The sequence below is a fragment of the Streptomyces sp. MB09-02B genome (assembly GCF_033794485.1).
GTDB lineage: Bacteria > Actinomycetota > Actinomycetes > Streptomycetales > Streptomycetaceae > Streptomyces.
This window is the reverse complement of sequence record NZ_JARGEE010000089.1, coordinates 1-25267: the sequence shown is the minus strand read 5'-3', so window position 1 is coordinate 25267 and position 25267 is coordinate 1. Positions and strand designations below refer to the sequence as shown.

Sequence of the window (25267 nt, the reverse complement as noted above, 5' to 3'; positions counted from 1 at the left end):
CATGGCGCACTTCGCGGGTCTGGTCGCGGCCGGGCTGCACCCCAACCCGGTGCCCTACGCCGACGTGGTCACCTCCACCACCCACAAGACGCTCGGCGGGCCGCGCGGCGGCATCATCCTGGCGAAGAAGGAGTTCGCGAAGAAGCTGAACTCGTCCGTCTTCCCGGGCTTCCAGGGCGGGCCGCTGGAGCACGTCATCGCGGCGAAGGCGGTGTCGTTCAAGGTCGCGGCGTCGGAGGAGTTCAAGGAGCGCCAGCGGCGCACCGTCGAGGGCGCGCGGATCCTGGCCGAGCGGCTGACGGCTCCGGACGCCCGCGAGGCCGGCGTCGACGTCCTCTCCGGCGGCACCGACGTGCACCTGATCCTGGTCGACCTGCGCAACTCCGAACTGGACGGGCAGCAGGCCGAGGACCGCCTCCACGAGGTCGGCATCACCGTCAACCGCAACGCGATCCCCAACGACCCGCGCCCGCCGATGGTCACCTCCGGCCTGCGCATCGGCACGCCCGCCCTGGCCACCCGCGGCTTCACCGCCGAGGACTTCACCGAGGTCGCCGACGTCATCGCCGAGGCGCTGAAGCCGTCCTACGACGTGGAGGCGCTCAAGGCCCGGGTAAAGGCGCTCGCCGACAAGCACCCGCTCTACCCCGGCCTGTAACCCGACAACCTCCCGCAGCGGGCGTGCCGACACCGATCGGCACGTCCCCTCCAACTCCACGGAGCGTGGCGTGGCAATCAGCGTCTTCGACCTGTTCTCCATCGGCATCGGCCCGTCCAGCTCCCACACCGTGGGCCCGATGCGCGCCGCCGGGTTGTTCGTCAGGCGACTGAAGCAGGACGGGGCGCTGGCCCAGACCGCCGCCGTGCGGGCGGAGTTGTTCGGTTCCCTCGGTGCCACCGGCCACGGCCACGGCACCCCCAAGGCGGTGCTGCTCGGCCTGGAGGGCAACGAGCCGCACACGGTCGACGTCGCCGGAGCCGACCTGGACGTCGAGCGGATCCGCGCCACCGGGCGCATCCGTCTCCTCGGCGCCGAGATCGGCCCCGCGCACGAGATCGGCTTCGACACCTCGGCCGACCTGGTCCTGCACCGCAGGCGGTCACTGCCGTACCACGCCAACGGCATGATCCTTTACGCCTACGACACCGACGGCGCACTCCTGTTGGAGAAGACGTACTACTCCGTCGGCGGCGGCTTCGTGGTCGACGAGGAAGCGGCCGGCGCGGACCGGATCAAACTCGACGACACCGTGCTGCGCCACCCGTTCAGCACCGGCGACGAACTGCTGCGGCTCACCCGGGAGACCGGCCTGTCCATCTCCGCGCTGATGCTGGAGAACGAGAAGGCCTGGCGCACCGAGGAGGAGATACGCGCGGGCCTCCTGGAGATCTGGCACGTCATGGAGGCCTGTATCGCGCGCGGACTGGGCCGCGAGGGCATCCTCCCCGGCGGTCTCAAGGTCCGCCGCCGGGCCGCCGCGGCCGCGCGCGCCCTGCGCAGCGAGGGCGACCCGCTGGCCCGGGCCATGGAGTGGATCACGCTCTACGCGATGGCCGTGAACGAGGAGAACGCCGCCGGCGGCCGGGTCGTCACCGCGCCGACGAACGGCGCGGCCGGCATCATCCCCGCCGTCCTCCACTACTTCCTGGAGTTCGTGCCGGGCGCCGACGACGACGGCATCGTCCGGTTCCTCCTCGCCGCCGGTGCCATCGGCCTCCTCTTCAAGGAGAACGCCTCCATCTCCGGCGCCGAGGTCGGCTGCCAGGGTGAGGTCGGCTCCGCCTGCTCCATGGCCGCCGGCGGACTCGCCGAAGTGCTCGGCGGCAGCCCCGAACAGGTCGAGAACGCGGCCGAGATCGGCATGGAGCACAACCTCGGCCTCACCTGCGACCCCGTCGGAGGCCTCGTCCAGATCCCCTGCATCGAACGCAACGGCATGGCCGCGGTGAAGGCCGTCACCGCCGCCCGTATGGCGCTGCGCGGCGACGGCCGTCACCACGTCTCCCTCGACAAGGTCATCAAGACCATGAAGGAGACCGGCGCCGACATGAAGGTCAAGTACAAGGAGACCGCCCGCGGCGGTCTCGCCGTCAACGTCATCGAGTGCTGAGCGCAGCGGAGCACCGGCTCCGGCCTCGACGGCAGAACCGAGGAGTGAGGCGATGGGACGGGTCACCGAACGTCGGCGCGTACTGCGGATCCGGGACGGGGAACCGAGCACCCGCCCCGACACACTGGTCGCGGAAGAGCCGATGGAGATCCGCCTGAACGGCAGACCGTTGGCCGTCACCATGCGCACACCCGGCGACGACTTCGCCCTCGCCGCCGGGTTCCTGGTGAGCGAGGGCGTCCTGAGCCGGGCCCCGGATGTGGCGAACATCGTGTACTGCGCGGGCGCCGGCCAGGACGGCGGGAACAGCTACAACGTCGTCGACGTCCGCCTCGCCCCCGACGTGCCGTTGCCCGACATCACGCTGGAGCGCAACGTGTACACCACGTCCTCGTGCGGCCTGTGCGGGAAGGCCAGTCTCGACGCCGTACGGACCACCGCGGCCTGGCCCCTCGACGACACGCCCCCGGTCCGGGTCACCCCCGACCTGCTGGCCCTCCTGCCCGACCGACTGCGGGCCGCGCAGCGGGTGTTCGACCGGACCGGCGGCCTGCACGCCGCCGGGCTGTTCTCGCCCGAGGGCGAACTGCTGGACCTGCGGGAGGACGTCGGCCGGCACAACGCCGTCGACAAACTGGTCGGCCGCGCCCTCCGGTCCGGTGAACTGCCGCTGTCGCGGAGCATCCTGCTGGTCTCCGGTCGGGCGTCCTTCGAACTCGCCCAGAAGGCCGTCATGGCGGGCATCCCCGTGCTGGCCTCCGTCTCCGCGCCGTCCTCCCTCGCGGTGGACCTGGCCACGGAGACCGGGCTCACGCTCGTCGGTTTCCTGCGCGGCGGCTCCATGAACGTGTACGCGGGCGACCGCCGCCTCGATCTGAAGACCTCGGTCGGGGCGTCGGTCGGGGTCACGGCCGGGGTCACGGCCGGGGCCACGGCTGAGATCACGGCCGGGGCCACGACCGGAGCCGGCCCATGACCGGGCGAGACGCACTCCACCGTGTCGCCATGCTCAGCGTGCACACCTCGCCGCTGCACCAGCCGGGCACCGGCGACGCGGGCGGGATGAACGTGTGCGTCGTCGAACTCGCCAAACGCCTCGCCGCGCTCGGCACAGACGTGGAGATCTTCACCCGGGCCACCTCCGCCGCGCTCCCGCCCACCGTCGAACTCGCCCCCGGCGTCCTGGTCCGGCACGTGGCCGCCGGCCCCTACCAAGGCCTGGCCAAGGAGGACATGCCCGCCCACCTGTGTGCCTTCGCGCACGGCCTGAAGCGGGCCTGGGCCGGTCAGCCGCCCGGCCACTACGACCTCATCCACTCCCACTACTGGCTCTCCGGCCACGTCGGGAGGCTCGCCGCCGAGGGGTGGGGCGTCCCCCTCGTCCACAGCATGCACACCATGGCCCGGGTCAAGAACGCCTCCCTCGCCGAGGGCGACACACCCGAACCCGCCGCCCGGGTCCGGGGCGAGAGCGAGATCGTACGGGCCGCCGACCGGATGATGGCCAACACCCGTGAGGAAGCCGACGAGCTGCTGCGCCACTACGACGCCGACCCCGCGCGGGTGGCCGTCGTCCATCCCGGCGTCGACCTGGACCGCTTCCGGCCCGACGCCCGTGGCATCGCGGCAGGTCGCAGCGCTGCCCGCGCCCGTCTCGGACTGCCGGAACACGCGCTGATCCCGCTGTTCGTGGGCCGCATCCAGCCGCTCAAGGCGCCGGACGTCCTGCTGCGGGCCGTGGCCGGGCTGCTGACCGAACGGCCGCGGCTGCGTGAGCGGTTGGTGGTTCCGGTGGTGGGTGGGCCGAGCGGCAGCGGCCTGACCGAGCCGGAAGGGCTGCAGAAGCTGGCGGCCCGGCTTGGGATCTCGGACGTGGTGCTGTTCCGGCCGCCCGTCGACCAGGACCGGCTCGCCGACTGGTACCGGGCCGCGTCCGTCCTCGTCATGCCCTCCCACAGTGAGTCCTTCGGCCTGGTGGCCGTCGAGGCCCAGGCCTGCGGCACCCCGGTGATCGCCGCCCGGGTCGGCGGCCTGCCGGTGGCCGTACGCGACGGGGCGAGCGGAGTGCTCGTACCCGGTCACGACCCCGCCGACTACGCGCGGGCCCTGTCCGGCTTCGCCGACGACCCCGCCCGCGCGGCCCGGATGAACGAGGCGGCGGCCCGCCACGCCCGCTCCTTCGGCTGGACCTCGGCCGCCGAGGCGACGGCAGAGGTGTACAGGTCGGCCTTGCGCGAACGCAGGCCCCACCGGGCCGAGTAGGGGCTGCGCCGTGCGGCACGGACCCCCGTGCGGAGATTGGTAAGGCTTGCCTTATATTCATGCGTGATCCGCTCTCCGTACGACAGGACCACCATGCGCACTCCCCGCCGCCTCCTGGCAGCCCTCACCCTCACCCCGTTGCTGGCCGGTTGCTTCGCCGGAGGCGAGGAGGGGGCCGACGCGAGCGGCGGGTCGGGAGCCTCGGGCCGGCTGCGGATAGCCCTGGCGATGCCGCCGGTGCAGGCCCTGTCGCCGTACAGCAACGACGCCACCGTACTCAGCAAGCTCTCCGTCGCCGAAGGCCTCACCGCCCTGGACGAGAACGGTGCCGCCGCCCCCGCCCTGGCGCGGTCCTGGACCCGGAAGAACGCCACGACCTGGGTCTTCGAGTTGCGCAAGGCCACGTTCCAGGACGGCACCGACGTCACCGCCGAGTCGGTGGTCGGCGCCCTCGACCACGCGAACGCGGCCAAGACCAAGCCGCGCGTACTGAGCGACGTGACGCTCACCGCCGAGGCCGACGACGCCGACACCGTCACCATCACCACCAAGACCGCCGACCCGGTCCTCCCGCTGCGGCTCGCCAGCCCCGCCCTCGGCATCCTCGCCGAGAAGGCGTACGGCGACGACGGCACCGTCAGCCCCGTGGGCACCGGCACCGGCCCCTTCGAGATCACCCGGCTCACCGGGAAGACCAAGGCCGCGCTCAGCCGCTACGACGGGTACTGGGGCGGCAAGGCCAAGACGTCCGGCATCGACGTCACCTGGATCGCCGACGGCACCGCCCGCGCCAACGCCCTGCGCGGCGGAGACGTCGACATCGCCGAGTGGATCCCCACCGCCCAGGCGAAGCTCCTCGACGAGGACACCCGCCACGAAGTGCCCTCCGTGCGCACCGACAGCCTCGTCCTCAACACCGGCGGCGGCCTCTTCACCGACGCCGGTCTGCGCGCCGCCGCCCGCGAGGCCGTGGACGGCGAAGTCCTCGTCGACTCCGTCTTCGGCGGCTACGCCGACCCCGCGCAGGGTCTGTTCGGGCCGGCCGTCCCCTGGGCCGCCGACCGGCGGGTCGAGGTGACGGGCCGGGCGAAGGCCGCGACCACCGCACAGGTGAAGGCCGAGACGAAGGGCAGGACCCTGCGCCTGGCCACGTACACCAACCGCGCCGAACTCCCCGAGGCCGCCACCGTCCTCCAACAGCAGCTGGAGAAGGCCGGGTTCACGGTGAAGCAGGACGTGCGCGAGTACACCCAGATGGAGGCCGACCTCCTCGCGGGCAAGTACGACGCCCTCGTCTTCTCCCGGGTCACGCTCCTCGACACCGGCGACGCGGTCGCCTACCTCGCCAGCGACTACACCGCCGGCGGCGTCTACAACATCGCCGGCCTGAAGGACGGCGAGGTCGACCGGGCCGTCAAGTCCGCCGCCGAGGAGGGCGACACGGCCGAGCGGCAGAAGAAGATCATGCGGGCCGAGGCGGAGATCCTGCGCACCGACGCCGTGGTGCCGCTGGTCCACGAGAAGGTCGTCCAGGGCATCTCCGCCGACGTCGAGGGCGTCCTCCTCGACCCCCGCGAGCGCTCGCTGGTCGACGTCGACACCCGACTGAAGTAACCGCCGATGAGCACCTCGTCGACGGCCGGTGCCCAGGGCCTGCCCACCCGTTGGCGGGCGGGCGCCGGCCGCGTCGCCGCAGCGGCGGCCCTGCTGTCGGCCGTGGCCTTCCTGCCCTGGCTGTCCGGGGTCGACCCCGCCCTCACCGTGCTGCGCGCCCGCGCCGCCGACCAGGACCCGACCCCGGCCCAGCTGTCCGCCGTACGTGAGCAACTGGGCCTGGACGAAGGACCGTTCGCCCATTTCGGACGATGGCTGAGCGGACTGGGGCACGGGGACGCGGGCACCTCCTGGGTGTCGGGCGAACCGGTTCTGCCGCAGGTGACGACGGCCCTCGCGGTCTCCGTCACGCTCATGCTCGGCGCGCTGGCGGTCACGATCGCGGTGGCCGCGCTGGTCTGTGCCCGCACCCTGTACCTCGGATCCCGGCGCAGGCTGCTGTGGAAGCGGGCGGGCGGCGCTGCCGCCGTACTGGCCGCGCTGCCCAAGTTCGTGCTCGCCTCGCTGCTCGCGACGGTCCTCGGGGTGTGGCTCGGCTGGTTCCCCTCCCAGGGCTGGGAGGGTCCCGGGTCGATGGTGCTGCCCGCCCTCGCCCTCGGCGTCCCTTCCGGTGCCATGATCGGCGGACTGCTCGACCAGGCGCTGCCCGCCGCGTTCAACGAGCCCTGGGCACGAACCTGGCGCGCCCACGGGTGCTCGGGCGGCCGCATCGCGCGTACGGCACTGCGCAGCGCCCTCGCGGGCGTGCTCCCACAGCTCCTGCCGACCGTCGTCGCCCTGGTCGGCGGCGCGGTCGCGGTCGAGAAGATCTTCAACATCCCCGGTCTCGGCCGTCTCTCGCTGGACGCGGCCACCGCCCAGGACATGCCGCCGCTGCAGACCGCGACCCTGACCCTGGTCCTGCTCGGCGTCTGTGCCGGCTTCCTGATCCAGGTCCTGCGGCGCGCCCTGCTCGGCCCCGCCCTGCGCGACGGCGCCCTGCCCGCCCTGCACCCGCCCAGGCTCCCGCGTCCCCGATCGCTGCCCTGGGTCCTCGGGGTCTGCGCCACCACCCTCCTCGCCCTGGTCGTGGCCGGCCTCCTGCGCGACCCGTCGCACGTCGAGCCGGCCGCCCGGCTGCTGCCCCCCTCCCTCGCGCACCCCCTCGGCACCGACTCGCTCGGCCGCGACCTGCTGGCCCGGCTCGGTCACGGAGCCCTGCGCACGGTCGGCGTGGCCCTCGCCGTCACGGTGGTCAGCGCCCTCGTCGGACTGGTGATCGGCACGACGGCACAACTGGGGGCCGGCCTGACCGAAGTGGTCTCGACGATGCCGGCCGTCCTCGCCGGACTGCTCACCACCGCCGTGACCGGCCCGTCGGTCTGGGGCGCCGCGTGCGCGGTGTGCGTGGTGGCCTGGACCCCGTACGCCGCCCAGACCGCCGCGCTGCTCGAACAGGAACGGGCCAGCGGACATCTGCTCGCCTCGATCTCCTTCGGCGCGGGCCCCTCCTACCTGCTGCGCCACCACCTGCTGCCCGCGGTCGTGCCCGCCCTGGTACGCAACGCCCTGCTCCGCCTGCCCACCACGGTCCTCGTCCTCGCCTCCCTCGGCTTCCTCGGCCTGGGCGAACAGCCGCCCACCCCCGAGTGGGGCCGCCTCCTCTCGGAGAACCAGCCGTACGCGGAACTGGCCCCCTGGACCGTCCTGGGCCCGTCCGCCGCCCTCGTCCTGCTCTCGGTCCTCGCCGTCTCCGCCACGGGCTGGGGGCGCGGCGGCCGGGCGCGGCAGGGCACCCGAGGCTGAGCTGTCGGGCCGGCCCGCGCACGGCCGGGGGTCAGGGCTTCTGCGCCACCGCGCCCAACTGCGGTACCACCGTGGGCTCGTCACCGGGGGCGGGGCGCCACAGCGAACACGGGACGAGGCCCGGTTCCAGGACGGTCAGACCGTCGAGATACCGGGCGATCTCCGCGCTGCTGCGGGCGGTGACCGGTGGCTTCGCGTGGGCGTTCCAGAACTCCATGGCCTCCCGTTGCAGGTCGCCGCCGAGTTCGGGCTCGGTCGTGGGGTGCGTCAGCACGAGGAAGCTCCCGGGGGCGAGCGGTGCGAGGAGCCGGCGGGCGATGGCGCGGGCCTCGGCGTCGTCGAGGACGAAGTTGAGGATGCCGAGCAGCATCAGCGCGACGGGCTCGCCGAGGTCGAGTGTCTCCCCGGCGACGCGCAGGATCGTGTCCGGGTCATGGGCGTCGGCGTCGATGTAGGCCGCGGCGCCTTCTTCGGTGCTGGTCAGCCGGGTGCGGGCGTACGCGAGCACGACCGGGTCGTTGTCGACGCACACGATCCGCGACGAGGGTGCGACGCGCTGGGCGATCTCGTGGGTGTTCTCCAGCGCGGGCAGTCCGGTGCCGATGTCCAGGAACTGGCGTATCCCCCGCTCCTCGGCCAGATGGCGCACCGCCCGGACGAGGAAGCGCCGGTCGGCGGAGGCGATGTCACGGATGACGGGGATCATGCCGGCGACGTGGTCCCCGACCTGCCGGTCGACCTCGTAGTTGTCCGTGCCGCCCTGCCAGTGGTTCCAGACGCGGGCGTTGTGCGCCGTCGTGGTGTCCGGGCGCTCGCGCGCGATGTCGGCGGCCTGCTCCTCGCTCACGTGGTCCTCTCCTGGCACGCCCAAGGTCCGATGACGGCGGGCAGTTGGGGCCCGTGTGGCGTGACATGACGTCATTGTGCCGCTGCCCTCTGCCCGGTGTTCGCGCACACCCCTAGACATCCGATGTATTTTCCGGCAACGATGATCCAGCCCACGACCGAGGTCGATGTGGCGACGCAACTGCCGTGAAAGAGCCGATGAATGGGCCGGGAGCTCTCACCGTGATCGATGAATCCCCACCGCAGCGACGAAGCCTCCTCAAGTTCGGCGGTGCCCTCGCCTTCGCACCTCTGGCCACCGGGCTGACGGCCGCCACCGCAACGGCCCAGTCCTCCGCCGGGACCCGCGCCCCGGAGGCCTTCCGATGGCCGGCGCTGTCGCGCGAGGCGCTGCACTACACCGTCCCCGCCAGGAACTGGGAGGCGCAGGCCCTGCCGATCGGCAACGGCCGGCTCGGCGCCATGCTCTTCTCCGACCCCCACGAGGAGCGCGTCCAGTTCAACGAACAGAGCCTCTGGGGCGGGGTGAACGACTACGACAACGCCCTCGCCGGCAAGCCGGACAGCGACTTCGACACCGGCATGAAGGGCTTCGGCTCGTACCGGGACTTCGGTGACCTCGTGCTCACCTTCGCCGCCGCGCCCCGTGCCAGGGTCACGGCTCCGGGGGGACCGTACAACAGCTCCCCGTCGGAGGGCGTCGACAAGACGTACGACGGCGAGACGGCCACCAAGTGGTGCGTCGAGGGGCCCGGCGCCGAGGTGCGGTGGCAGGTCGAGCTCCCCGCCCCCGTGGAGGTCGCCTCGTACCGGCTGACGAGTGCCAACGACGTGCCGCAGCGCGACCCGCAGGAGTGGACGCTCTCCGGTTCCGCCGACGGCGACGCCTGGACCGTGCTGGACAGCCGCACGTCGGCGGCGCCCTTCGAGAGCCGCTTCCAGACGAAGCGGTTCACCTGCGCGGCCCCGGCCGCCTACCGCTTCTACCGGTTCGACTTCGTCCCCAAGGCCGGCGTCAGCCACTTCCAGGTCAGCGAGATCGGCCTGACCGGCGTCGACCTCGGCGCGACCGATGCGGTGTATTTGTCATCACCGAGCGCCCAGGGGTCCGCGCAGGGAACCGGGTCCGGGCGTGGTTCCCGTGGCCGGTCCACGCCCACGGACATCTCACGTTCCGTGGACGGCGACCCGGCCACGGTCTGGTGGGTCGCCGGAACCTCACCCGCGCTGGTCTGGCAGGCCGACCTGCCCCGCCCGGTCGCCGTCACCTCGTACACCCTGACCGCGGCCCCGGACCGCCCGGGGGAGGACCCCCGGCACTGGACGCTGGAGGCCTCGAAGGACGGGAGCACCTGGGTGACCCTCGACACGCAGCGGCCCGACGGGCCGTTCGCCGACCGGGGCGAGACGCGGACCTTCCGGTTCACCAACGCCACGGCCTACCGCGTCTACCGGCTCACCCTGACCCCCGACGCCTCCGCACGCGGCTGCCGGATCGCCGAGATCGCCCTGGTGGGCGAGGACTTCGACACCCGCACCCGGCGCACGGTCGTCGACTACCGGCGCGCCCTCGACTTCGTCGACGGCGTCCACACCACCCGCTTCGGCGCACCGGGACGACGCGTCGTCCGGGAGGCCTTCGCCGGCCGCGCCGCCGACGTCATGGTCTTCCGGTACACGACGGAGGCGCCCGAGGGACTCTCCGGAGCGATCTCGCTGGCCTCCGGTCAGGATCAGGCCCCGACGACCGTGGACGCCGACGCCCGCCGGATCGCCTTCAGCGGTGTCATGGGCAACGGCCTCAAGCACGCGTGCACCGTCCGGGCCGTGCACACCGACGGAGACTTCAGCGCCGACGGGTCGCTGCTCCGGTTCAGCGGATGCACGACGCTGACCCTGCTCCTGGACGCCCGCACCGACTACCGGCTCGACGCCGCCGCCGGGTGGCGCGGAACCGATCCGCAGGCAGGCATCGACCGGGCCCTAGACAAGGCCGCCGCCCGTTCCTACGCCGCGCTGCGCAAGCGGCACACCACCGACACGCGCGCCCTCATGAACCGGGTCTCGGTCGACTGGGGCACCTCCGAGGACGCCGTCGTCGCCCTGCCGACCGACGCCCGGCTGGCCCGTTACGCGGCCGGCGGGGAGGACCCGACGCTCGAACAGACGATGTTCGACTACGGCCGCTACCTGCTGATCAGCTCCTCCCGCCCGAAAGGCCTGCCCGCCAACCTCCAGGGCCTGTGGAACGACAGCAACCAGCCTGCGTGGGCCGCCGACTACCACACCAACATCAACATCCAGATGAACTACTGGGGAGCGGAGACGACGAACCTGCCGGAGTGCCACGAGGCGCTCGTCGGGTTCATCGAGCAGGTGGCGGTGCCCAGCCGGGTGGCCACCCGCAACGCCTTCGGCGCGGACACACGCGGCTGGACCGCTCGCACCAGCCAGAGCATCTTCGGCGGCAACGCGTGGGAGTGGAACACCGTCGCGAGCGCCTGGTACGCCCAACACCTCTACGAACACTGGGCGTTCACCCAGGACCTGAAGTATCTGCGTGACCTCGCCCACCCGATGATCAAGGAGATCTGCCAGTTCTGGGAGGACCACCTCAAGGAACGCGCGGACGGACTCCTCGTCGCCCCGAACGGCTGGTCCCCGGAGCACGGGCCCCGCGAGGACGGCGTCATGTACGACCAGCAGATCATCTGGGACCTGTTCCAGAACTACCTCGACTGCGAAGCGGTTCTCGACGCGGACCCCGACTACCGGGACAAGATCGCGGACATGCAGTCCCGCCTGGCGCCCAACAAGGTGGGCAGGTGGGGGCAGTTGCAGGAGTGGCAGGAGGACATCGACAGCCCCACCGACATCCACCGCCACACCTCGCACCTGTTCGCGGTCTATCCCGGCCGTCAGATCACCCCGAGGACACCCGACTTCGCGGCTGCCGCCCTCGTCTCCCTCAAGGCGCGCTGCGGTGAGAAGGACGGGGTCCCGTTCACGGCGGCGACGGTGTCGGGCGACAGCCGCCGCTCATGGACCTGGCCGTGGCGCGCCGCGCTCTTCGCCCGCCTCGGCGACGGGCACCGGGCCCGGATCATGCTGCGCGGCCTGCTGAGCTACAACACGCTGCCCAACCTGTTCTGCAACCATCCGCCCTTCCAGATGGACGGCAACTTCGGCATCTCGGGGGCCGTCGCGGAGATGCTCCTGCAGAGCCACGACGGCAGCATCCACCTGCTGCCCGCCCTGCCGGACGCGTGGAAGGCCAAGGGATCCTTCACCGGCCTGCGCGCCCGCGGCGGCTACGAGGTCGGCTGCGAGTGGCGCGACGGGAGGGTCACGTCCTACGAGATCGTGGCCGACCGGGCGCGGAACAGGGACAGGGTCACCGTCCGTCTGAACGGCACCGACATCAAGGTGAGGCCGCGCAGGCCCTGACGGCGGCGCGGGCTCAGGACTTGGCGGCGGCCTCGGCCGGGGTGTCGGCGTCGCCCGCCTCGTTCCGCGCCATGTGCAGAAAACGCCGGATCGCCTCGACCGACATGTCGAGTGCCTCGGACGCGGACTGCTCGTCCCCGAACACCTGCACCGCCTCGGTGACGGCCACGGCGAGTTCGGCCTCCGCCTTGCGGACCTTGCCCTCCGCCTTGTCCACGGTGTCGACGACCGACAACTGGCGGCGCTGCTTCTCCTGAAGCCGCTGTTTACGGGAGAGGGTTCTGTCAACGTTCTGCACAGTCATGCCCAAGATCATAAGGGTCCGGGCACGCACCCACCGCACCGTCAACTCCGCGTGCTCGCAGTGGTGTTCGATCCGATCGACGTGGTTCTCCCGGGCGTGCGAGGCTGCCCCGGTCACCACTGAACCGGCTGGGGCACCCGCCGGGGTCGGCCTCCACCCTGTGAGAGGGGATCATGCGTTCTCTGACCTTCGTCTTCGGCACGGGGCGTAGCGGCTCGACGGCGCTGTCACGCATCCTCAACGCCCACCCGGACGTACTGAGCCTCAACGAGTACATGGCCTCGGTGGGCGACGCGGCCTTCCCCTCGGGTCAGGTGGGCGGCGAGGAGTTCTGGCAGGCGCTCTCCCGGCCCGCGCCGCACTTCGAGCGGATGATCCGCAGCGGGCTGCCACTGCCGGAGTTCCTGCACACCCGACGCCCCGGCCGGTACTCGGCGCGCACCTCCGGCATCCCCGCGCTCTCCCTGATGGTGTTGCCCCACCTCACCGACGACCCGGACGCGCTCCTGGACGCACTCGGCACGGCGGTGGTGCGGTGGCCGCGGCGCCCCGCCGCCGAGCACCACCGGGCCCTGTTCGGTCTGCTCTGCGAACGCCTCGGACGCACCGCCGTCGTGGAGCGCTCCGGCTACTCGACGGGCTGGGCCCCGGGCCTGCGGGAGGCCTTCCCACAGGCCGGGTTCGTACACATGTTCCGCGACGGCCCGGACTGCGCCCTGTCCATGAGCCGCCACCCCGGGTACCGCACGATCTGCCTGCTCCGTGAGATCAGGACCCGCTCCGGTGTGGACAGCCTCGCCGACCTGACCCCCCGACCACGTCCGCGCTTTGCCCCCGGACCTCGCACCCCTGCTCGACGACCGCTTCGACCCGTCCCTCGTGCGCGACCGGCACATCCCCTTGCGGACCTTCGGCACCCTGTGGTCCGAACTCGTCACCGAGGGAACGGAGTTCCTCCGCCGGCTCCCCGAGGACCGGCGCGCCTCCCTCTCCTACGAAACCCTCCTGGACCACCCCGTCGAAGAGCTGACCCGCCTGGCGGCGTTCATCGGTGTGGCGCCCGATCCGCAGTGGCTGCACGCCGGTACCGCACTGCTCGACCACGGCCGGCGAGGCTCCGCGGCCACCCTGCCCGCCACCGAGCGCGCCGTCCTGCGGGACACCTGCGCCCCGGGTGCGCGCGCCCTGGAGGCATAGCGTTCGCCTTCATCAGTTGCAACGGTTGCGTGCTGGTGTCGTTGCGTTGATCGTGTGGTCGTTGCAATGAATTATGACCCTGAGCTGCTTAAATCGATTCCTCACGCAATAAGTGCGTTGCCGAAACAATGAACGCAACGTAGCGTTTCTGTATCAGGAAACGGTAGGCGATCGAGGGGGCAGGTCATGGGGGCAGCGCACAGCCGACGGCAGGAGGGCCCCGACGCCCGTACCGCCTTCGCCCGCTTCGTGATCTGCGGCGGGGGAGTGGGGCTCGGCGCCGGCTTCGCCGTGGCGGCCCTCGCCACCTGGATCCCCTGGGCCCTGGCCAACGCCCTGATCACGGCCGCCTCCACGCTGCTCGCCACCGAGTTGCACGCACGCTTCACCTTCGGGGCCGGCGGGCGCGCGACCTGGCGTCAGCACGCGCAGGCGGCCGGCTCCGCGACGGCCGCGTACGCGGCGACCTGCGGGGCGATGGCCGTCCTGCACCTGCTGGTGGCGGCACCCGAACCGGTGCTCGAACAGGCCGTCTACCTGTCCGCCTCCGCCCTCGCCGGCGGCGCACGCTTCGCACTGCTGCGCCTGGTCGTCTTCGCCCGCACTCGCCCAGCCGGATGGAATCGCCGCAGCCGGGCGGGTGCAATGCCGCAACGGGCGTCCGTCCGCGTGTGCGAAGGGCGGAAGGCTGTCGCACATGCTCACACCTCATGCGCGACCAGCGTGGCGGCGACATGGTGAACGCCCCCGCCGGTCCTTCCCGGCCCGGGCCGGCACCGTCGCCGCCGCCGTCCTGGCACTCGTCCTGTCCTTCCCCGCCGCCGCCGCCGCGGCCCCGGGCGACCTGGATCCCACCTTCAGCGGTGACGGCGTGGTCCTCACCGGCTTCGCCGACGAGGACCACGCCAACGACGTGGCCGTACAGCCCGACGGGAAGATCGTGTCGGTCGGCGCCTCCGCCGACTACTCCGTGACGGAGAGCCACTTCGCCCTGACCCGCCACCACCCCGACGGCACCCCGGACACCGGGTTCGGCGGCGACGGCCGGGTCACGACCCCGATCAACAACATGGGCCCGAGCCTCCAGTGGAGCGAGGCCAACGCCGTGACCCTGCAGCCCGACGGCAAGATCGTCGTGGTGGGCATGAGCTGGCGGGAGTACGAGGACTGCTGCTGGTTCGTGGTGGCCAGGTACAACCCCGACGGCACCCTGGACGACACCTTCAGCGGCGACGGCAGGGTCTTCGCCGACATCGGCGGCCCCACCGAGGCCCTCGACGTGGCGATCGACGCCGACGGCAGGATCGTGGCGGCCGGCTACAGCGGGGGATTCGTGGCCCTGGCCCGCTTCGACGCCCAGGGCACCCCCGACACCTCGTTCGGTGGCGACGGCGTGGTGACCGTCGACGCGACACCGAACACCCAGGAGGCGGGCGGCGGCGCCCGCAGCCTGGCGCTGCAGTCCGACGGGAAGATCGTCGTCGGGGGAGAGGTGGGATCGACCAGCTTCGACTTCCTGCTGATGCGCCTCAACGCCGACGGCACCGTGGACAACGGCTTCGGCACCGCCGGCATCGTCCGCACCGACTTCGGCGCCTACGACGGCGTGCGGGCACTGGCGATCCAGTCCGACGGCAGGATCGTCGCCGGCGGTTCCAGCGACGACCGGGTCGCCCTGGCCCGCTACACCGCCAACGGCACGCTGGACACGAGCTTCGACGGGGACGGCCGGGTCCTCACACCCGGTGCCTTCGCCTACGACATGGCGCTCCAGCCGGACGGACGGATCGTCACCGCCGGCGGCACGAACGGCAACTTCGCCGTGCTGCGCCACAACCCCGACGGCAGCCAGGACAGCGGCTTCGGCACCGGGGGCGTCGCGACCGCCGACTTCGGCGGCAGCGACAGCGCCCGCGCCGTGGCCCTGCAGTCCGGCGGCGGGATCGTCGCCGCGGGCGGGGGCGGGCCGAACGCCGACTTCGCCCTGGCCCGCTTCGAGGGCGGCGGCACCGTCCCGCCGCCACCGACCGGCGTGGACCTGGCGGTGACGAAGTCCGGCCCCACCACGGCCGCCATCGGTGACCGTCCCACCTACAGCGTGCGGGTGACCAACAACAGCACCACGACCTCCGCCACCAACGTCTCCCTCTCCGACACGTTCAGCGGGGTCGCCGCCACGGTCGTCTCGGCGACCACCACCTCGGGCACCTGTACGACGACGGCGACCGCCGCGAACTGTGCCCTCGGCACCCTCGCCCCCGGAGCCGCCGCCACCGTCACGGTCGCCGCCGAACCCCGGGCCACCGGCGCCCTCACCGACCGGGCCACGGTCGGTGCCACCCAGACCGACCCGAACACCGGCGACAACACCGCCACGGCGACCACCACGGTCAACAACTCCCGTGGCTGCACCCGTATCGGCACCAGCGGGAACGACAACATCACCGGCACCTTCGGCAACGACGTGATCTGCGCCCTCGGCGGCGACGACACCGTCAACGCGGGCTCCGGCAACGACACCGTCCACGGCGGTCACGGCAACGACCGCGTCGACGGAGGCAACGGCAACGACACCCTCAACGCGGGCCCCGGCACCGACAACCTGATCGGCAACTTCGGTACCGACAACCTCAACACGGTCGACCAGGTCTCCGGCAACGACACCGCCAACGGCGGCCCCAACACGGACACCTGCACCACGGACGCGGGCGACACCCGCCTCAGCTGCCCCTGACCCACCGACCGGACTCCGGGCCCCGCGCGTCGCCGTGCGAGGCCCGGCCCAGTGCCTCCAGCGGGTACGGGGTCGCCCGGCTCTCGTGGCGGAAGCGGTCGTAGAAGTCCCCCATCACGGCGGCGACCGGCGCGTGCCGGGCCAGGATCGCCGCGATCGTCTCGGGGACGTCCGCCGGGAGCTCTCCCCGGGCGCAGGCGCGCACGAACTCCCGACGCTCCGCCGGGGCGTACCCGTACAGGGCGACGGCCAGCCAGTTCACCAGGTGGGTGACGGCGTAATGCCGGTCGTAGGTGCGGTGCGCGTCGTAGAAGTCCGCCTCGTCCCGGGCGAGTTCGAAGCTCGACGAGAGGGACAGGCCGTGGTCGGTGAAGTAGAGCCGTCGGCCGTCGGTCAGGATGTTCTGGAAGTGCGCGTCGAAGTGCAGCAGCCCGCGGTCGTTCATGAACGACACGCCGGCTTCCAACTCCTCCTCCACCATGGCGCAGGCCCGCTCGGCCGCCTCGTCACCGGCCGCGACCCGAACGCCCAGCCAGTCGTGCAGGTTCTGCGGGATGTACTCCAGGAACAGCGTGAGGCTCGCCGAGGAGTGCCGCAGTTCCTCGACCCGGCGGCGTATCCCCGAGCCCCCGCCCCAGTAGGCCACGACCCGTTCCACGTCCGCCAGTTCGCCGGGGAGCGGCCGGCCGGCGTCGGGGAGGACACGCCAGTGGTGCAGCAGGGGGAAGGAGTCGGAGTCCCCCGACGTCACCCAGCCCGTCGTCATGGTGTGCACGGCCAGCTCCCGCCAGGCTCCGAACCCCGGCCCGCCGACGCTGCCGACGCCGTACTGGCAGTGGACCGGCAGCCCGAAGAGGTTCGCCGTGGAGTGGGCGTGCTCCGGGCGTCGTTCGATATCGGTCAGGCGGACCTGCTTGACGAAGACCGGTGTTCCGTCGACGTCCAGCAGGACCGACGTGCCGCCGATGCCGGTGCCGAGCGGGGTGGCGGTGTCGACCAGTTTCCGCAGTTCACGGTCGCCGTGCTGTGCCAGCGTCGCGGAGACGGTGCGGTGCTTGGCGAGGCGGGTCTCGCGCGGCATGGCTAGGTCCGCTCCAGGCCGGCGAGACGTAGCGCTCTGGTCATGGCGGGGCGGTCCAGCTCACGCCAGTCGGGTTCGTTGACGAGCGACATCAGCAGGTCCGGCGTGAGCCGGCAACCCTCGGCGTGTGCCAGCAGTGTCTCGGCGTCATGGGTGGGCATGGCGCCGTGGTCCTCGTCCGCGATGGTCCTGAGCACGTCCTTGCGGTCGACGAAGCGGCTCATACCGCAGTCGAGTCCGTCGTCGTGGAGGGTCGCCGGGTAGGGAGCACGGGTCCAACTCCCGTCCTCGAACCAGTAGACGCAGCCCAGTTGATTGCCCGACAACAGATCCCGGAGCTCCTCGTGGGGGAGCCAGTCGGGGGCTCCGGCGAACATGTCGATCGGCGGCTCGTGCCACTTGACCCCACTCGACTCGTCCTCGCCGAAGAGCACGTACCGCCCCGCACCACGCGGCGCGAAGCTCCACCAGGTGCAGCCGCAGTCGTCCAGATGGAGCCCCTCGTCGTCCACCCAGGTCCCCACGCGGTGGTGACGCTCCTCCTCGTCCGCGGTGGTCGCCTCCAGCACGGCGATCAAGGCCCACCGCGCCCACAGCACGTCCGCCGCCGGCAGATCCCCGCCCAGCCCGGGCCGGTTGATATCCATGTCCTGTCCTCCGGCCTCGACATCAATAGGTCGACCATGATCGGAGCAAGACTCTCACGGACCGAACAGGCAGGAGATTGAGGATTCATCTCCACCCCGTCCGGGCAGCGAACCGTTACTGTCATGAGCACGACTAACCTTCCCCCGCAAGGAGGTCGATCATGCACATCCGTACGCTGACCGGCGGCCTGACAGCGGCCCTGATGGTGTCCCTGTCCCTGTCCCTCACCAGCGGCCAGGCCGTCGCCGCCGCTCCCGTCGCGGCCGACGCCCCCCTGGCCGCCCGTGTCCTCACCTACGACGCGGGCGGCTCCGCGGAGTTCAGGAGCGCCGTCGACCGGGGCGCGGCGATCTGGAACGAGAGCGTCGACGGCGTCGAACTCCGGCCGGCGGCGGCCGGCCAACGCGCCAACATCCGCGTCCTCGCAGACAACGGCTGGCCGCGAGCCCAGACCACGACCCTGGGCAACGGAACCGTCTACATCGGGCGCCAGGCCGTCCAGCAGGGCTACGACACGATCAGGATCTCCGCCCACGAACTCGGTCACATCCTGGGCCTGCCCGACCGCAAGCCCGGACCGTGCTCCAGCCTGATGTCCGGCTCCACCGCCGGCACCGCGTGCACGAACCCGTACCCGAACGCGGCGGAGAAGGCGGAGGTCGAGGGCAACTTCGGCGGCCTGCTCGCCGGGCGGACCCCGGAGGCGCTCCCCGACCTGATCGTGGACTGACCCACGCGCGATCGCTGCCCGGCCGACGCTGCTCGGCCGGGCGTGATCCGGCGCGTCGGCGAGATCGCGGGCCTGGTCGTCCCGTACGTCCTGCCGCACGGCTCCCCGTTCTCCGAGGACGCCCCGAACCCGGGCTGCTCCTTCGAGTGACCCCCCTCAGGCGCGGCGGCCGACGGCTACATAGGTGTTGCCGAAGAACCGCAGGCCGCTCAGGTCCTGTCCGACGTCCGCGAACGCGTCGTCCCAGCGGGCGATGTCGTCCGGGGTGACGAGACCCTCGGAGAGCAGGGCGTCCCGGGCCGCCCAGGCGGGACCGCGCATGCCGGGCGGGGGAGTCATGACGTTGATGTGGCCCTCGTAGGCGATGACGTCGAGACCGGCCGAGGTGAGGAGTTCGTCCAACCGGGTACCGACGGCGAGGTCGTTGCCCCGGCGACGGTGCAGTTCGCGGTAGCGCTCGTCCATCTCGTCGTACGCGGCGGGCGCGCCCCGCAGCCGGAAACCGGTCGCGTCGACGTCGACGAGGTACACCACGCCGCCGCCGGGCCTGGCCAGCTCGGCGAGATGGTCCACGATCGCCTGCTCCCGGCCGCCGTTGTGGGCCAGCACATGACGGAGCATCACCACGTCGAAAGTGCCCTCGGCCAGGCCGGTGGCGTCGGCGGACCCGGTGCCCGTGTGGACGCGGACGCCCGAGCGTTCGGCGAGGGCGGTGGCGACGGACAGCGCGTCCGCGTCGCGGTCCACCGCCCACACGGCACCCTTGGGCCCGACGACGTCCGCCAACCGCACGGACAGCGCGCCCGGCCCGCATCCCACGTCCGCGATCCGCGCCCCGGGCGCCACCCCGGCCGCCGCCCACAACTCGCGTTCACGCCGCTCGGCGATGTCGGCCATCAGCCGGTAGCGCGCGATCTCCGAGTCGTCGAGGGTCAGTGAGTAGTCGGCCACCGCGGTTCCTCCCAGGTTCGTCGGTGGCTCATTGTGCGCGGTGCGACGCCTCCGTGGACCCTGCGGGACGCACACGGCGTTTCGCAGGACGACAGCCGGGCGGCGGGGCCGGATACGCCGTTGATCCGCTCGTCGTCCGCCACGTAGGTTCCCCCGTATGACGAACGTACGGATCGGTGTGATGTACGACCGCGACTGGGCCCCGGAAGGACTGCCCGAGTTCGCGCGGCGGGCCGAGGCGCTCGGGGTGGACGACCTGTGGGTGGTGGAGGACCTCGGCTGGAACGGCGGCGTCTCGGCGGCGGCCGTCGCCCTGGGCGCCACACACCGCCTGCGGGTGGGCATCGGCATCACCCCCGCCCCGCTGCGCAGCCCGGCCCTGCTGGCGATGGAACTGGCCACGCTGGCCCGGGTGTTCCCCGGCCGCCTGGTGGCCGGCATCGGGCACGGCGTACGGGAATGGATGGTCCAGGTCGGTGTCGCGCCCCGCTCCCCGCTGGCGCTCCTGGAGGAGACGATCACCTCCGTCCGCGCGCTGCTGCGCGGTGAGCGCGTCGAACTGACGGGGCGTGAAGTGCGGCTGGACGGAGTGAAGTTGGTCCACCCGCCGACCGAGGTCCCGCCGGTCGTCGCGGGCGTGGTGCGCCCCCGATCCCTCGAACTGTCCGGCCGCGTCGCCGACGGCACGCTGATCGCCGAGGGCCACGGGCCGCGCGACCTGGAACACACCCGCGAGCTGACCGCCAAGGGGGGCGCGACCGCCGACCACACACTCATCGTCTTCGCCTTCGCGTGCGTCGGCGACGACCCCGACGAGGTCGCCCGCACCCTCCACCCGCACACCGAGGGCCACGGCGCCTGGCTGGGCCGCCCCCAGGAGGAGGTCTTCACCGTCTCCGGTGACGCCGGCGGGGCCGCCGACGCCGTCCACGCACTCGCGGCGGCCGGCGCCGACACGGTCGTCCTGCGCTTCGTTGGCGAGGACCCGCTGGCGCAGCTGGAGGCCGTGCTCGCGGCCCGGCGGGAAGCCACCACCTGAGCGGCGGGAAGCCACCACCTGAGCTTCGCCGGCTCCACTGCGTGACAGGGTCCCCGTCGGCTGTTTTTGATCCGCTCGGGCGGGGACCCGCCGCACATGGTGCAAATCGGCTACACGATGATGACCGAGCAGGCCGGCCCCCGTGACCTCGTCGACCACGTGGTGCGGGCGGAGGGCGCGGGGTTCGACTTCTCGGTGACCTCCGACCACTACTTCCCGTGGCTGCGCTCGCAGGGTCACTCACCTTACGCGTGGAGTGTGCTGGGCGCGGCCGCCCAGGCCACCTCGCGCATTCCGCTGATGACGTACGTGACCTGCCCGTCGTTCCGCTACCACCCGGCGGTGGTGGCACAGAAGGCGGCGACGATGCAGCTGCTGTCCGAGGGGCGGTTCCGGCTGGGGCTCGGCTCCGGGGAGAACCTCAACGAACACGTGGTGGGCGGCGGTTGGCCGTCCGTGAACGTACGGCACGAGATGCTCGAAGAGGCCGTGGAGATCATCCGGGCGCTCTTCGACGGCGGCCATGTGAACCACCACGGCACGCACTACGACGTGGAGTCCGCCCGGCTGTGGGACCTGCCGGACGACCCGCCGCCGCTCGGCATCGCCGTCTCCGGCGAGCAGTCGTGCTCCCTCGCGGGCCGGCTGGGCGACCTGGTCATCGCCACGGAGCCCGAGGCCGGGCTGCTCCAGGCGTTCGACCGGCACGGCGGCACGGGCAAGCCGCGCGTGGGGCAGCTTCCCGTCTGCTACGACCCCGACCGCGACACGGCCGTCCGGCGTGCGCACGACCAGTTCCGCTGGTTCGGCGGCGGCTGGAAGGTCAACTCGGAACTCCCGCACCCGGATTCCTTCGCGGCGGCCACGCAGTACGTCACGCCCGACGACGTCGCCGCGTCCATCCCGTGCGGCGACGACCCCGAGGCGTTCGTCGAGGCCGTACGCCCGTACGCCGAGGCCGGGTTCACCGAGATCGCCTTGGTCCAGATCGGCGGCGAGTCCCAGCCCGCGTACCTCGACTGGTCGGAGAAGACCCTCCTGCCCGCCCTGCGCGACACCTTCGCCTGATGCTTTCGCCCGCGTGGTGTCGCCCGACGCTTTCGCCCGCGCGGGTCGCCGGGCAGCGGCTACGCCCCGTCGCTCCGGGGCTCCGAGCCGGTCGGCCGGCCCCCGTCCGCGGGCTCGGCCTCCTCGCCCTGTTCGGTGGCGGCGGGACGCGCGGCCTTGGCGCCGCCCTTGAAACGCTCCAGGGTGCGCGCCAGCTGCTGGAACGGGGACACCGCAGGCTTCCCCGACGGCTGCGGCGCGGCGGGGGCGGCCTCGGCGGACTCACGGTAGGCGGCGAGCGCCTCATGGGCGCGTTCGGTCGCCTCCCGGTACAGGTCCCGGGACGCGGTCATGGCCTCCAGCGCCTCGGCGTACATGGCCACCCGTTTCCGCTCCCGGACGAGTTCCTCCTCAAGAGTGAGCAGGTGCCAGTCGTCCCGGAGCGCCGCGAGGGCCTCGTCGGCGCCGTCCGGCAGCGGCCGCGACAGCGCGGCGAACCGCGTCACCGCCGCGACGAGGTCGACCGGCTCCGACCCGTCCAGGAACACCGTGCGGACGGTGAAGTCCTCGGCGTCGTAGCCGGAGGGGACCGGAGCGCCGGACAGCACCACGGCACCGCCCCGCGGCACCTCCGCGTCGAACTCACGCAGCGCCCAGTTCACGACCCGCACCTGGTGCGGGGCGGCGCGGTGCTCGACCACGCGGTGGCGCAGACTCGGCGACAGCCAGCGCGCCAGGGGCAGCTTCCCGCGCTCGTCCGTGGTCATCGCCTCGTGGACGACGACGTGGACGCACCACCCCCCGCGCCCGGCGTCCCGCAGCACGCGCCGTACGTCCTTGTCGTCCTCGGGAAGGGCGTTGATCCTGCTCAGCGACAGGCCGGTGGCGGCGTCGTGGTCCCAGTCGCCGTACTCGGGCCAGAACCGGGTGACGGGGGACGGCCACGCCGGATCCCACCGCTGTTCCGCCTCGGCGAGCAGGGTCCACTCCCGCCCGCCGCCCAGATCGGGCGAGAGGGCGAGCCGTGCGCGGACGGTCACGTCGTCGGCGACCCGCCATCGGGCCTCGAAGACCCGCTCGGGGGACTCGCCCCCGGGGTCGGGCACTTCGAGGAAGTCGTCGATGACCTGACTGTCCTTGAGTTGCCGGAGCGTGCGACGGAGGACGTCTTCCGCGTCGGGTCCGATATGGCGGCCGCGAGCCGGCCACACCGTCGGGGGAGTCGTGGGACGAGCTGTGGGGGAGGTCGGCATGAGTCCATCGGGAAGCAGGGGCACGTGCGCCACCAGTATCCCCGCCGCTACCTCGCGCAGATCACGGGGGGTCCCGCCGCCCTCGCCGCGCTGGTCGCGCGGGCCGTCACTCCACCGAGAAGGGGGAAAAGCCCTGGAGCGTACGTGGGACCGTCGAACAAGCGCGCCGCCGTGCGGTCGCTCTCAGTCCGTCAACGGCTGCCAACGGCCCGGCAGTGGTTCGCGCAGGCCGCTGTGCCAGACGAGTGCCCCGCCGATCAGGCCGGGCTGGTCCCGGGTCGCCAGAGCCGGGGCTTCGAGCATGTCGGCGACCTCTTCCAAGTACGTGACCAGGGTGTCGAGTTCGTCGGCCGGTGGCTCGTGGTTGCGGGACCAGCGGCCCAGATGGCCGGTCGTGGTGTCCAGGTAGAGGCCCGAGGTGCGGTCGGCGGCGCTGTGCGAGATCAGCGGGATCCAGGTCGCCTTCCAGACGGTGACGCGCTCGTCCTCGGGGAGTTCGGCGTCGAGGGTCTCCTGCTGGGCCTGGGCGCCCATCTTCAGCCGGTAGAGGTCCACCACGGCATCCAGAGGCATCAGCGCCGCACCGCCCGGCAGACATCCCCAGCCCCGGCCGTCGACCCCGTCGACCCCGTGGACCCCGTCGTCACCTTCCGTCAGCAGCCACAGGACGTGCAGCTCGGCGGGTATCCGGACGCCGAGTTCGTCCTCCAGGGCGGCGATGGCGGAGGGCCTGGCACCGATCCGGAGCGCGGCGTAGGAGTCGGGGGCGTCGCGCTTGACCCGGCGCGTGATGCGCTGCCAGGCGTCGGCGACCTCCCGGACGACGACCGCGACGGCAGCCGGGTCGGCGGGTTGTCCGTGGTCCGGGCTCCGCTCCTCGCCCGGGTCCTGGAGGGGGGCCGTGGAGGGCTCGGGGGCGGGGACGGCTCGTAGGAAGCGGATCTCGACGCGGTCCGGCTCCCGTATGTAGCCGACGGAGAGATCGGGACAGTCCTCGAACATCGAGCCGTCGACCGTCGCCGTCAGGATGCCGGGCAATCGCGAGGGCCGCCCCAGGTCGGGATCGTCGGCCAACCGCCCGGCCAGGACCTTCAACGCGTAGGCGGCCCCCGCGCCGAGCCGGGCGGCGGTGTCGCGTACGTCCGACTGGATCTCGACCTTCACAGCCTGCTTCTCCTCGTCGTCGGATGGCGAGCGTGCCCCTCGCACAGTACGGCGCCGCACTCCGCGAGGTGGCGGCGCCGCGACACCGCCCCGAAGGAGAAAACCCGTTGGTCCGCCGTCGCCGAACTGCGACGATGCCACCTGGTTTCCCAGCGGAGGACATTTGTTCGTTTTCGCGTGTGCGGGGTGCGGTGCCAGGCTGACCTCCCCGCTGTCCCAGGTCGCCCTGCCGGTCCGCGCCCATCAGAAGTACGGCAACGGTATTCAGTTGCCGGTGCTGATGGAGCCGGGCACGTTCGCCGTGGAAGCGGAGCCCTCGGGCCCGCCATGGCGGAGGTGGGAGGAGATCGACCCGGACGAGGCGACGGCCCGCGGCATCCACGCGCCGGTCGAAGCCCTGTCCGACGGCCCGCCCGGCGCGGTCGTCATCGCTCCCGGGGATGTCCGCGGCACCCGACTGATCCCCGAGAAGGCCGGCGGGTACTGCTGCGGTCTCGACGGGGCCGACGGTCCCAACATGGCCTGTGAGGCGTGCGGCCTGCCCGTGGCGAGCAGGATCGACGACTGTTCGCTCTGGCAGGCGGTGTGGCTCGCCCCGAACGTCGTGCAGCGCCGCCGCGTCGGCGACGTCGTGCCGCTGTCCTGGTCCGAGCTGATGGAGACGCCGCTGATCACGTCACCGTACGAGCCGATCGCCGCCTGGGGAGGGCGTGCGGGCACGACGCACTGGTGGTCGTGGAGCCCGCAGTGGGAGGCGGCGGCCGGCCGGGCGCTCGCCCACCTGCTGGCGGCCTCGGAGCGTCGCCCGGTGGCCGTCCCGGACGGCCCGACCGCGGAGGTGTTCCGACGTGCCCTCGACGCCCTGCTGCCCGCCGGCCCACCGGAGCTGCGCGCCGCCCTGGCGGGACCGGGCCGCCCCGCCGCCGACGCGGACCTCCTCCTCGTCCCGGTCCATCCCCAGACGGGCGAGCTGTGGACGCCGTCCGGCGAGAACGGCGGGACCAAGGGCACGGGCACGCCCGGCAGTGGCTCCAGCGGGGCCGCCCTACCCACC

The 25267-nt window shown here is 72.3% G+C and carries 20 protein-coding genes and 3 pseudogenes; 16 read left to right on the top strand and 7 right to left on the bottom strand.

Translation table 11 applies throughout. The features are described from left to right. The 6 genes and pseudogenes from glyA to P1P70_RS15370 form a co-directional block, all read left to right on the top strand. Positions 1 to 658 (top strand): serine hydroxymethyltransferase (gene glyA, locus P1P70_RS15395; protein ID WP_413471475.1); only part of this gene is annotated, 658 nt, incomplete at its 5' end. 70 nt (positions 659 to 728) lie between these two features. Continuing rightward, complete coding sequence (locus P1P70_RS15390) at positions 729 to 2111, top strand: L-serine ammonia-lyase (RefSeq protein ID WP_319237503.1); 1383 nt, start codon at positions 729 to 731, stop codon at positions 2109 to 2111. Positions 2112 to 2163: 52 nt separating this feature from the next. Next, a pseudogene (fdhD, locus tag P1P70_RS15385) lies at positions 2164 to 2997 on the top strand (formate dehydrogenase accessory sulfurtransferase FdhD); the annotation flags it as partial. Between the two features lie 86 nt (positions 2998 to 3083). Then, complete coding sequence (gene mshA / locus P1P70_RS15380) at positions 3084 to 4373, top strand: D-inositol-3-phosphate glycosyltransferase (RefSeq protein WP_319237502.1); 1290 nt, start codon at positions 3084 to 3086, stop codon at positions 4371 to 4373. A gap of 93 nt (positions 4374 to 4466) precedes the next feature. Beyond that, positions 4467 to 5987, top strand: coding sequence for an ABC transporter substrate-binding protein (locus P1P70_RS15375; protein WP_319237504.1), 1521 nt, complete (start codon positions 4467 to 4469; stop codon positions 5985 to 5987). A gap of 6 nt (positions 5988 to 5993) precedes the next feature. Further along, a complete protein-coding gene (locus tag P1P70_RS15370; RefSeq protein ID WP_319237500.1) occupies positions 5994 to 7772 on the top strand; it encodes an ABC transporter permease subunit in 1779 nt (592 codons plus the stop codon). 31 nt (positions 7773 to 7803) lie between these two features. Here the strand turns inward: P1P70_RS15370 and P1P70_RS15365 are convergent, their stop codons facing one another. Further along, positions 7804 to 8619, bottom strand: coding sequence for an SAM-dependent methyltransferase (locus P1P70_RS15365; protein ID WP_319237498.1), 816 nt, complete (start codon positions 8617 to 8619; stop codon positions 7804 to 7806). Positions 8620 to 8840: 221 nt separating this feature from the next. Here P1P70_RS15365 and P1P70_RS15360 point away from each other — a divergent pair, with 221 nt between their 5' ends. After that, positions 8841 to 12065 (top strand): glycosyl hydrolase family 95 catalytic domain-containing protein, encoded by a 3225-nt coding sequence (locus tag P1P70_RS15360; RefSeq protein ID WP_319237496.1) that lies wholly within the window; start codon positions 8841 to 8843, stop codon positions 12063 to 12065. A gap of 13 nt (positions 12066 to 12078) precedes the next feature. Here P1P70_RS15360 and P1P70_RS15355 read toward each other — a convergent pair whose 3' ends face one another. Further along, positions 12079 to 12369 carry a hypothetical protein gene (locus tag P1P70_RS15355; protein ID WP_319237494.1) on the bottom strand — a complete coding sequence of 97 codons (291 nt, stop codon included), beginning with the start codon at positions 12367 to 12369 and terminating at the stop codon, positions 12079 to 12081. A gap of 173 nt (positions 12370 to 12542) precedes the next feature. On the opposite strand from P1P70_RS15355, the pseudogene P1P70_RS15350 reads away from it, so the two are divergent. From P1P70_RS15350 to P1P70_RS15335, 4 genes and pseudogenes are all read left to right on the top strand, one after another. Beyond that, a pseudogene (locus P1P70_RS15350) lies at positions 12543 to 13034 on the top strand (sulfotransferase); the annotation flags it as partial. Between the two features lie 163 nt (positions 13035 to 13197). Further along, positions 13198 to 13566 carry a hypothetical protein gene (locus P1P70_RS15345; protein WP_319237505.1) on the top strand — a complete coding sequence of 123 codons (369 nt, stop codon included), beginning with the start codon at positions 13198 to 13200 and terminating at the stop codon, positions 13564 to 13566. Positions 13567 to 13752: 186 nt separating this feature from the next. Beyond that, positions 13753 to 14307 (top strand): hypothetical protein, encoded by a 555-nt coding sequence (locus P1P70_RS15340; RefSeq protein WP_319237492.1) that lies wholly within the window; start codon positions 13753 to 13755, stop codon positions 14305 to 14307. Further along, on the top strand, positions 14264 to 16300 hold the full coding sequence (locus P1P70_RS15335) for a calcium-binding protein (protein ID WP_319237490.1): 2037 nt from the start codon (positions 14264 to 14266) through the stop codon (positions 16298 to 16300). Before P1P70_RS15340 ends, P1P70_RS15335 begins: the two co-directional genes overlap by 44 nt. Here P1P70_RS15335 and P1P70_RS15330 read toward each other — a convergent pair. Both P1P70_RS15330 and P1P70_RS15325 read right to left on the bottom strand, forming a co-directional pair. Next, the gene (locus P1P70_RS15330) at positions 16287 to 17381 is read right to left on the bottom strand and encodes a protein kinase family protein (protein ID WP_319237488.1); all 1095 of its coding nucleotides are present in this window, start codon (positions 17379 to 17381) and stop codon (positions 16287 to 16289) included. The genes P1P70_RS15335 and P1P70_RS15330 overlap by 14 nt on opposite strands. Before the next feature lie 2 nt (positions 17382 to 17383). Further along, positions 17384 to 18028, bottom strand: a complete 645-nt coding sequence (locus P1P70_RS15325) for a hypothetical protein (protein ID WP_319237485.1) — start codon at positions 18026 to 18028, stop codon at positions 17384 to 17386. Positions 18029 to 18189: 161 nt separating this feature from the next. Between P1P70_RS15325 and P1P70_RS15320 the strand changes: the two genes are divergently transcribed. Both P1P70_RS15320 and P1P70_RS15315 read left to right on the top strand, forming a co-directional pair. Continuing rightward, positions 18190 to 18759, top strand: coding sequence for a snapalysin family zinc-dependent metalloprotease (locus tag P1P70_RS15320; protein WP_319237482.1), 570 nt, complete (start codon positions 18190 to 18192; stop codon positions 18757 to 18759). Between the two features lie 72 nt (positions 18760 to 18831). Then, positions 18832 to 18909: pseudogene (locus P1P70_RS15315) on the top strand (cupin domain-containing protein); the annotation flags it as partial. A gap of 6 nt (positions 18910 to 18915) precedes the next feature. Here P1P70_RS15315 and P1P70_RS15310 read toward each other — a convergent pair. Further along, entirely contained in the window at positions 18916 to 19710 is a 795-nt protein-coding gene (locus P1P70_RS15310; protein ID WP_319237480.1) for a methyltransferase domain-containing protein, read from the bottom strand. Between the two features lie 157 nt (positions 19711 to 19867). On the opposite strand from P1P70_RS15310, the gene P1P70_RS15305 reads away from it, so the two are divergent. Next, a complete protein-coding gene (locus tag P1P70_RS15305; protein ID WP_319237478.1) occupies positions 19868 to 20749 on the top strand; it encodes an LLM class flavin-dependent oxidoreductase in 882 nt (293 codons plus the stop codon). 96 nt (positions 20750 to 20845) lie between these two features. After that, complete coding sequence (locus P1P70_RS15300; RefSeq protein WP_319237475.1) at positions 20846 to 21817, top strand: LLM class F420-dependent oxidoreductase; 972 nt, start codon at positions 20846 to 20848, stop codon at positions 21815 to 21817. A gap of 59 nt (positions 21818 to 21876) precedes the next feature. Here the strand turns inward: P1P70_RS15300 and P1P70_RS15295 are convergent, their stop codons facing one another. Next, on the bottom strand, positions 21877 to 23049 hold the full coding sequence (locus P1P70_RS15295) for a hypothetical protein (RefSeq protein ID WP_319237473.1): 1173 nt from the start codon (positions 23047 to 23049) through the stop codon (positions 21877 to 21879). A 183-nt stretch (positions 23050 to 23232) separates the two neighbouring features. Next, complete coding sequence (locus P1P70_RS15290) at positions 23233 to 24213, bottom strand: hypothetical protein (RefSeq protein ID WP_319237471.1); 981 nt, start codon at positions 24211 to 24213, stop codon at positions 23233 to 23235. A gap of 163 nt (positions 24214 to 24376) precedes the next feature. Here P1P70_RS15290 and P1P70_RS15285 point away from each other — a divergent pair. Continuing rightward, positions 24377 to 25267 (top strand): hypothetical protein (locus P1P70_RS15285; protein ID WP_319237468.1); only part of this gene is annotated, 891 nt, incomplete at its 3' end.

Coding starts and splice junctions, on each gene's coding strand:
- P1P70_RS15320 (WP_319237482.1), top strand. CDS start 18,190: ATGCACATCCGTACGCTGACCGGCGGCCTGACAGCGGCCCTGATGGTG.
- P1P70_RS15355 (WP_319237494.1), bottom strand. CDS start 12,369: ATGACTGTGCAGAACGTTGACAGAACCCTCTCCCGTAAACAGCGGCTT.
- P1P70_RS15375 (WP_319237504.1), top strand. CDS start 4,467: ATGCGCACTCCCCGCCGCCTCCTGGCAGCCCTCACCCTCACCCCGTTG.
- P1P70_RS15305 (WP_319237478.1), top strand. CDS start 19,868: ATGACGAACGTACGGATCGGTGTGATGTACGACCGCGACTGGGCCCCG.
- P1P70_RS15370 (WP_319237500.1), top strand. CDS start 5,994: ATGAGCACCTCGTCGACGGCCGGTGCCCAGGGCCTGCCCACCCGTTGG.
- P1P70_RS15300 (WP_319237475.1), top strand. CDS start 20,846: ATGGTGCAAATCGGCTACACGATGATGACCGAGCAGGCCGGCCCCCGT.
- P1P70_RS15340 (WP_319237492.1), top strand. CDS start 13,753: ATGGGGGCAGCGCACAGCCGACGGCAGGAGGGCCCCGACGCCCGTACC.
- mshA (WP_319237502.1), top strand. CDS start 3,084: ATGACCGGGCGAGACGCACTCCACCGTGTCGCCATGCTCAGCGTGCAC.
- P1P70_RS15335 (WP_319237490.1), top strand. CDS start 14,264: ATGCTCACACCTCATGCGCGACCAGCGTGGCGGCGACATGGTGAACGC.
- P1P70_RS15295 (WP_319237473.1), bottom strand. CDS start 23,049: ATGCCGACCTCCCCCACAGCTCGTCCCACGACTCCCCCGACGGTGTGG.
- P1P70_RS15325 (WP_319237485.1), bottom strand. CDS start 18,028: ATGGATATCAACCGGCCCGGGCTGGGCGGGGATCTGCCGGCGGCGGAC.
- P1P70_RS15330 (WP_319237488.1), bottom strand. CDS start 17,381: ATGCCGCGCGAGACCCGCCTCGCCAAGCACCGCACCGTCTCCGCGACG.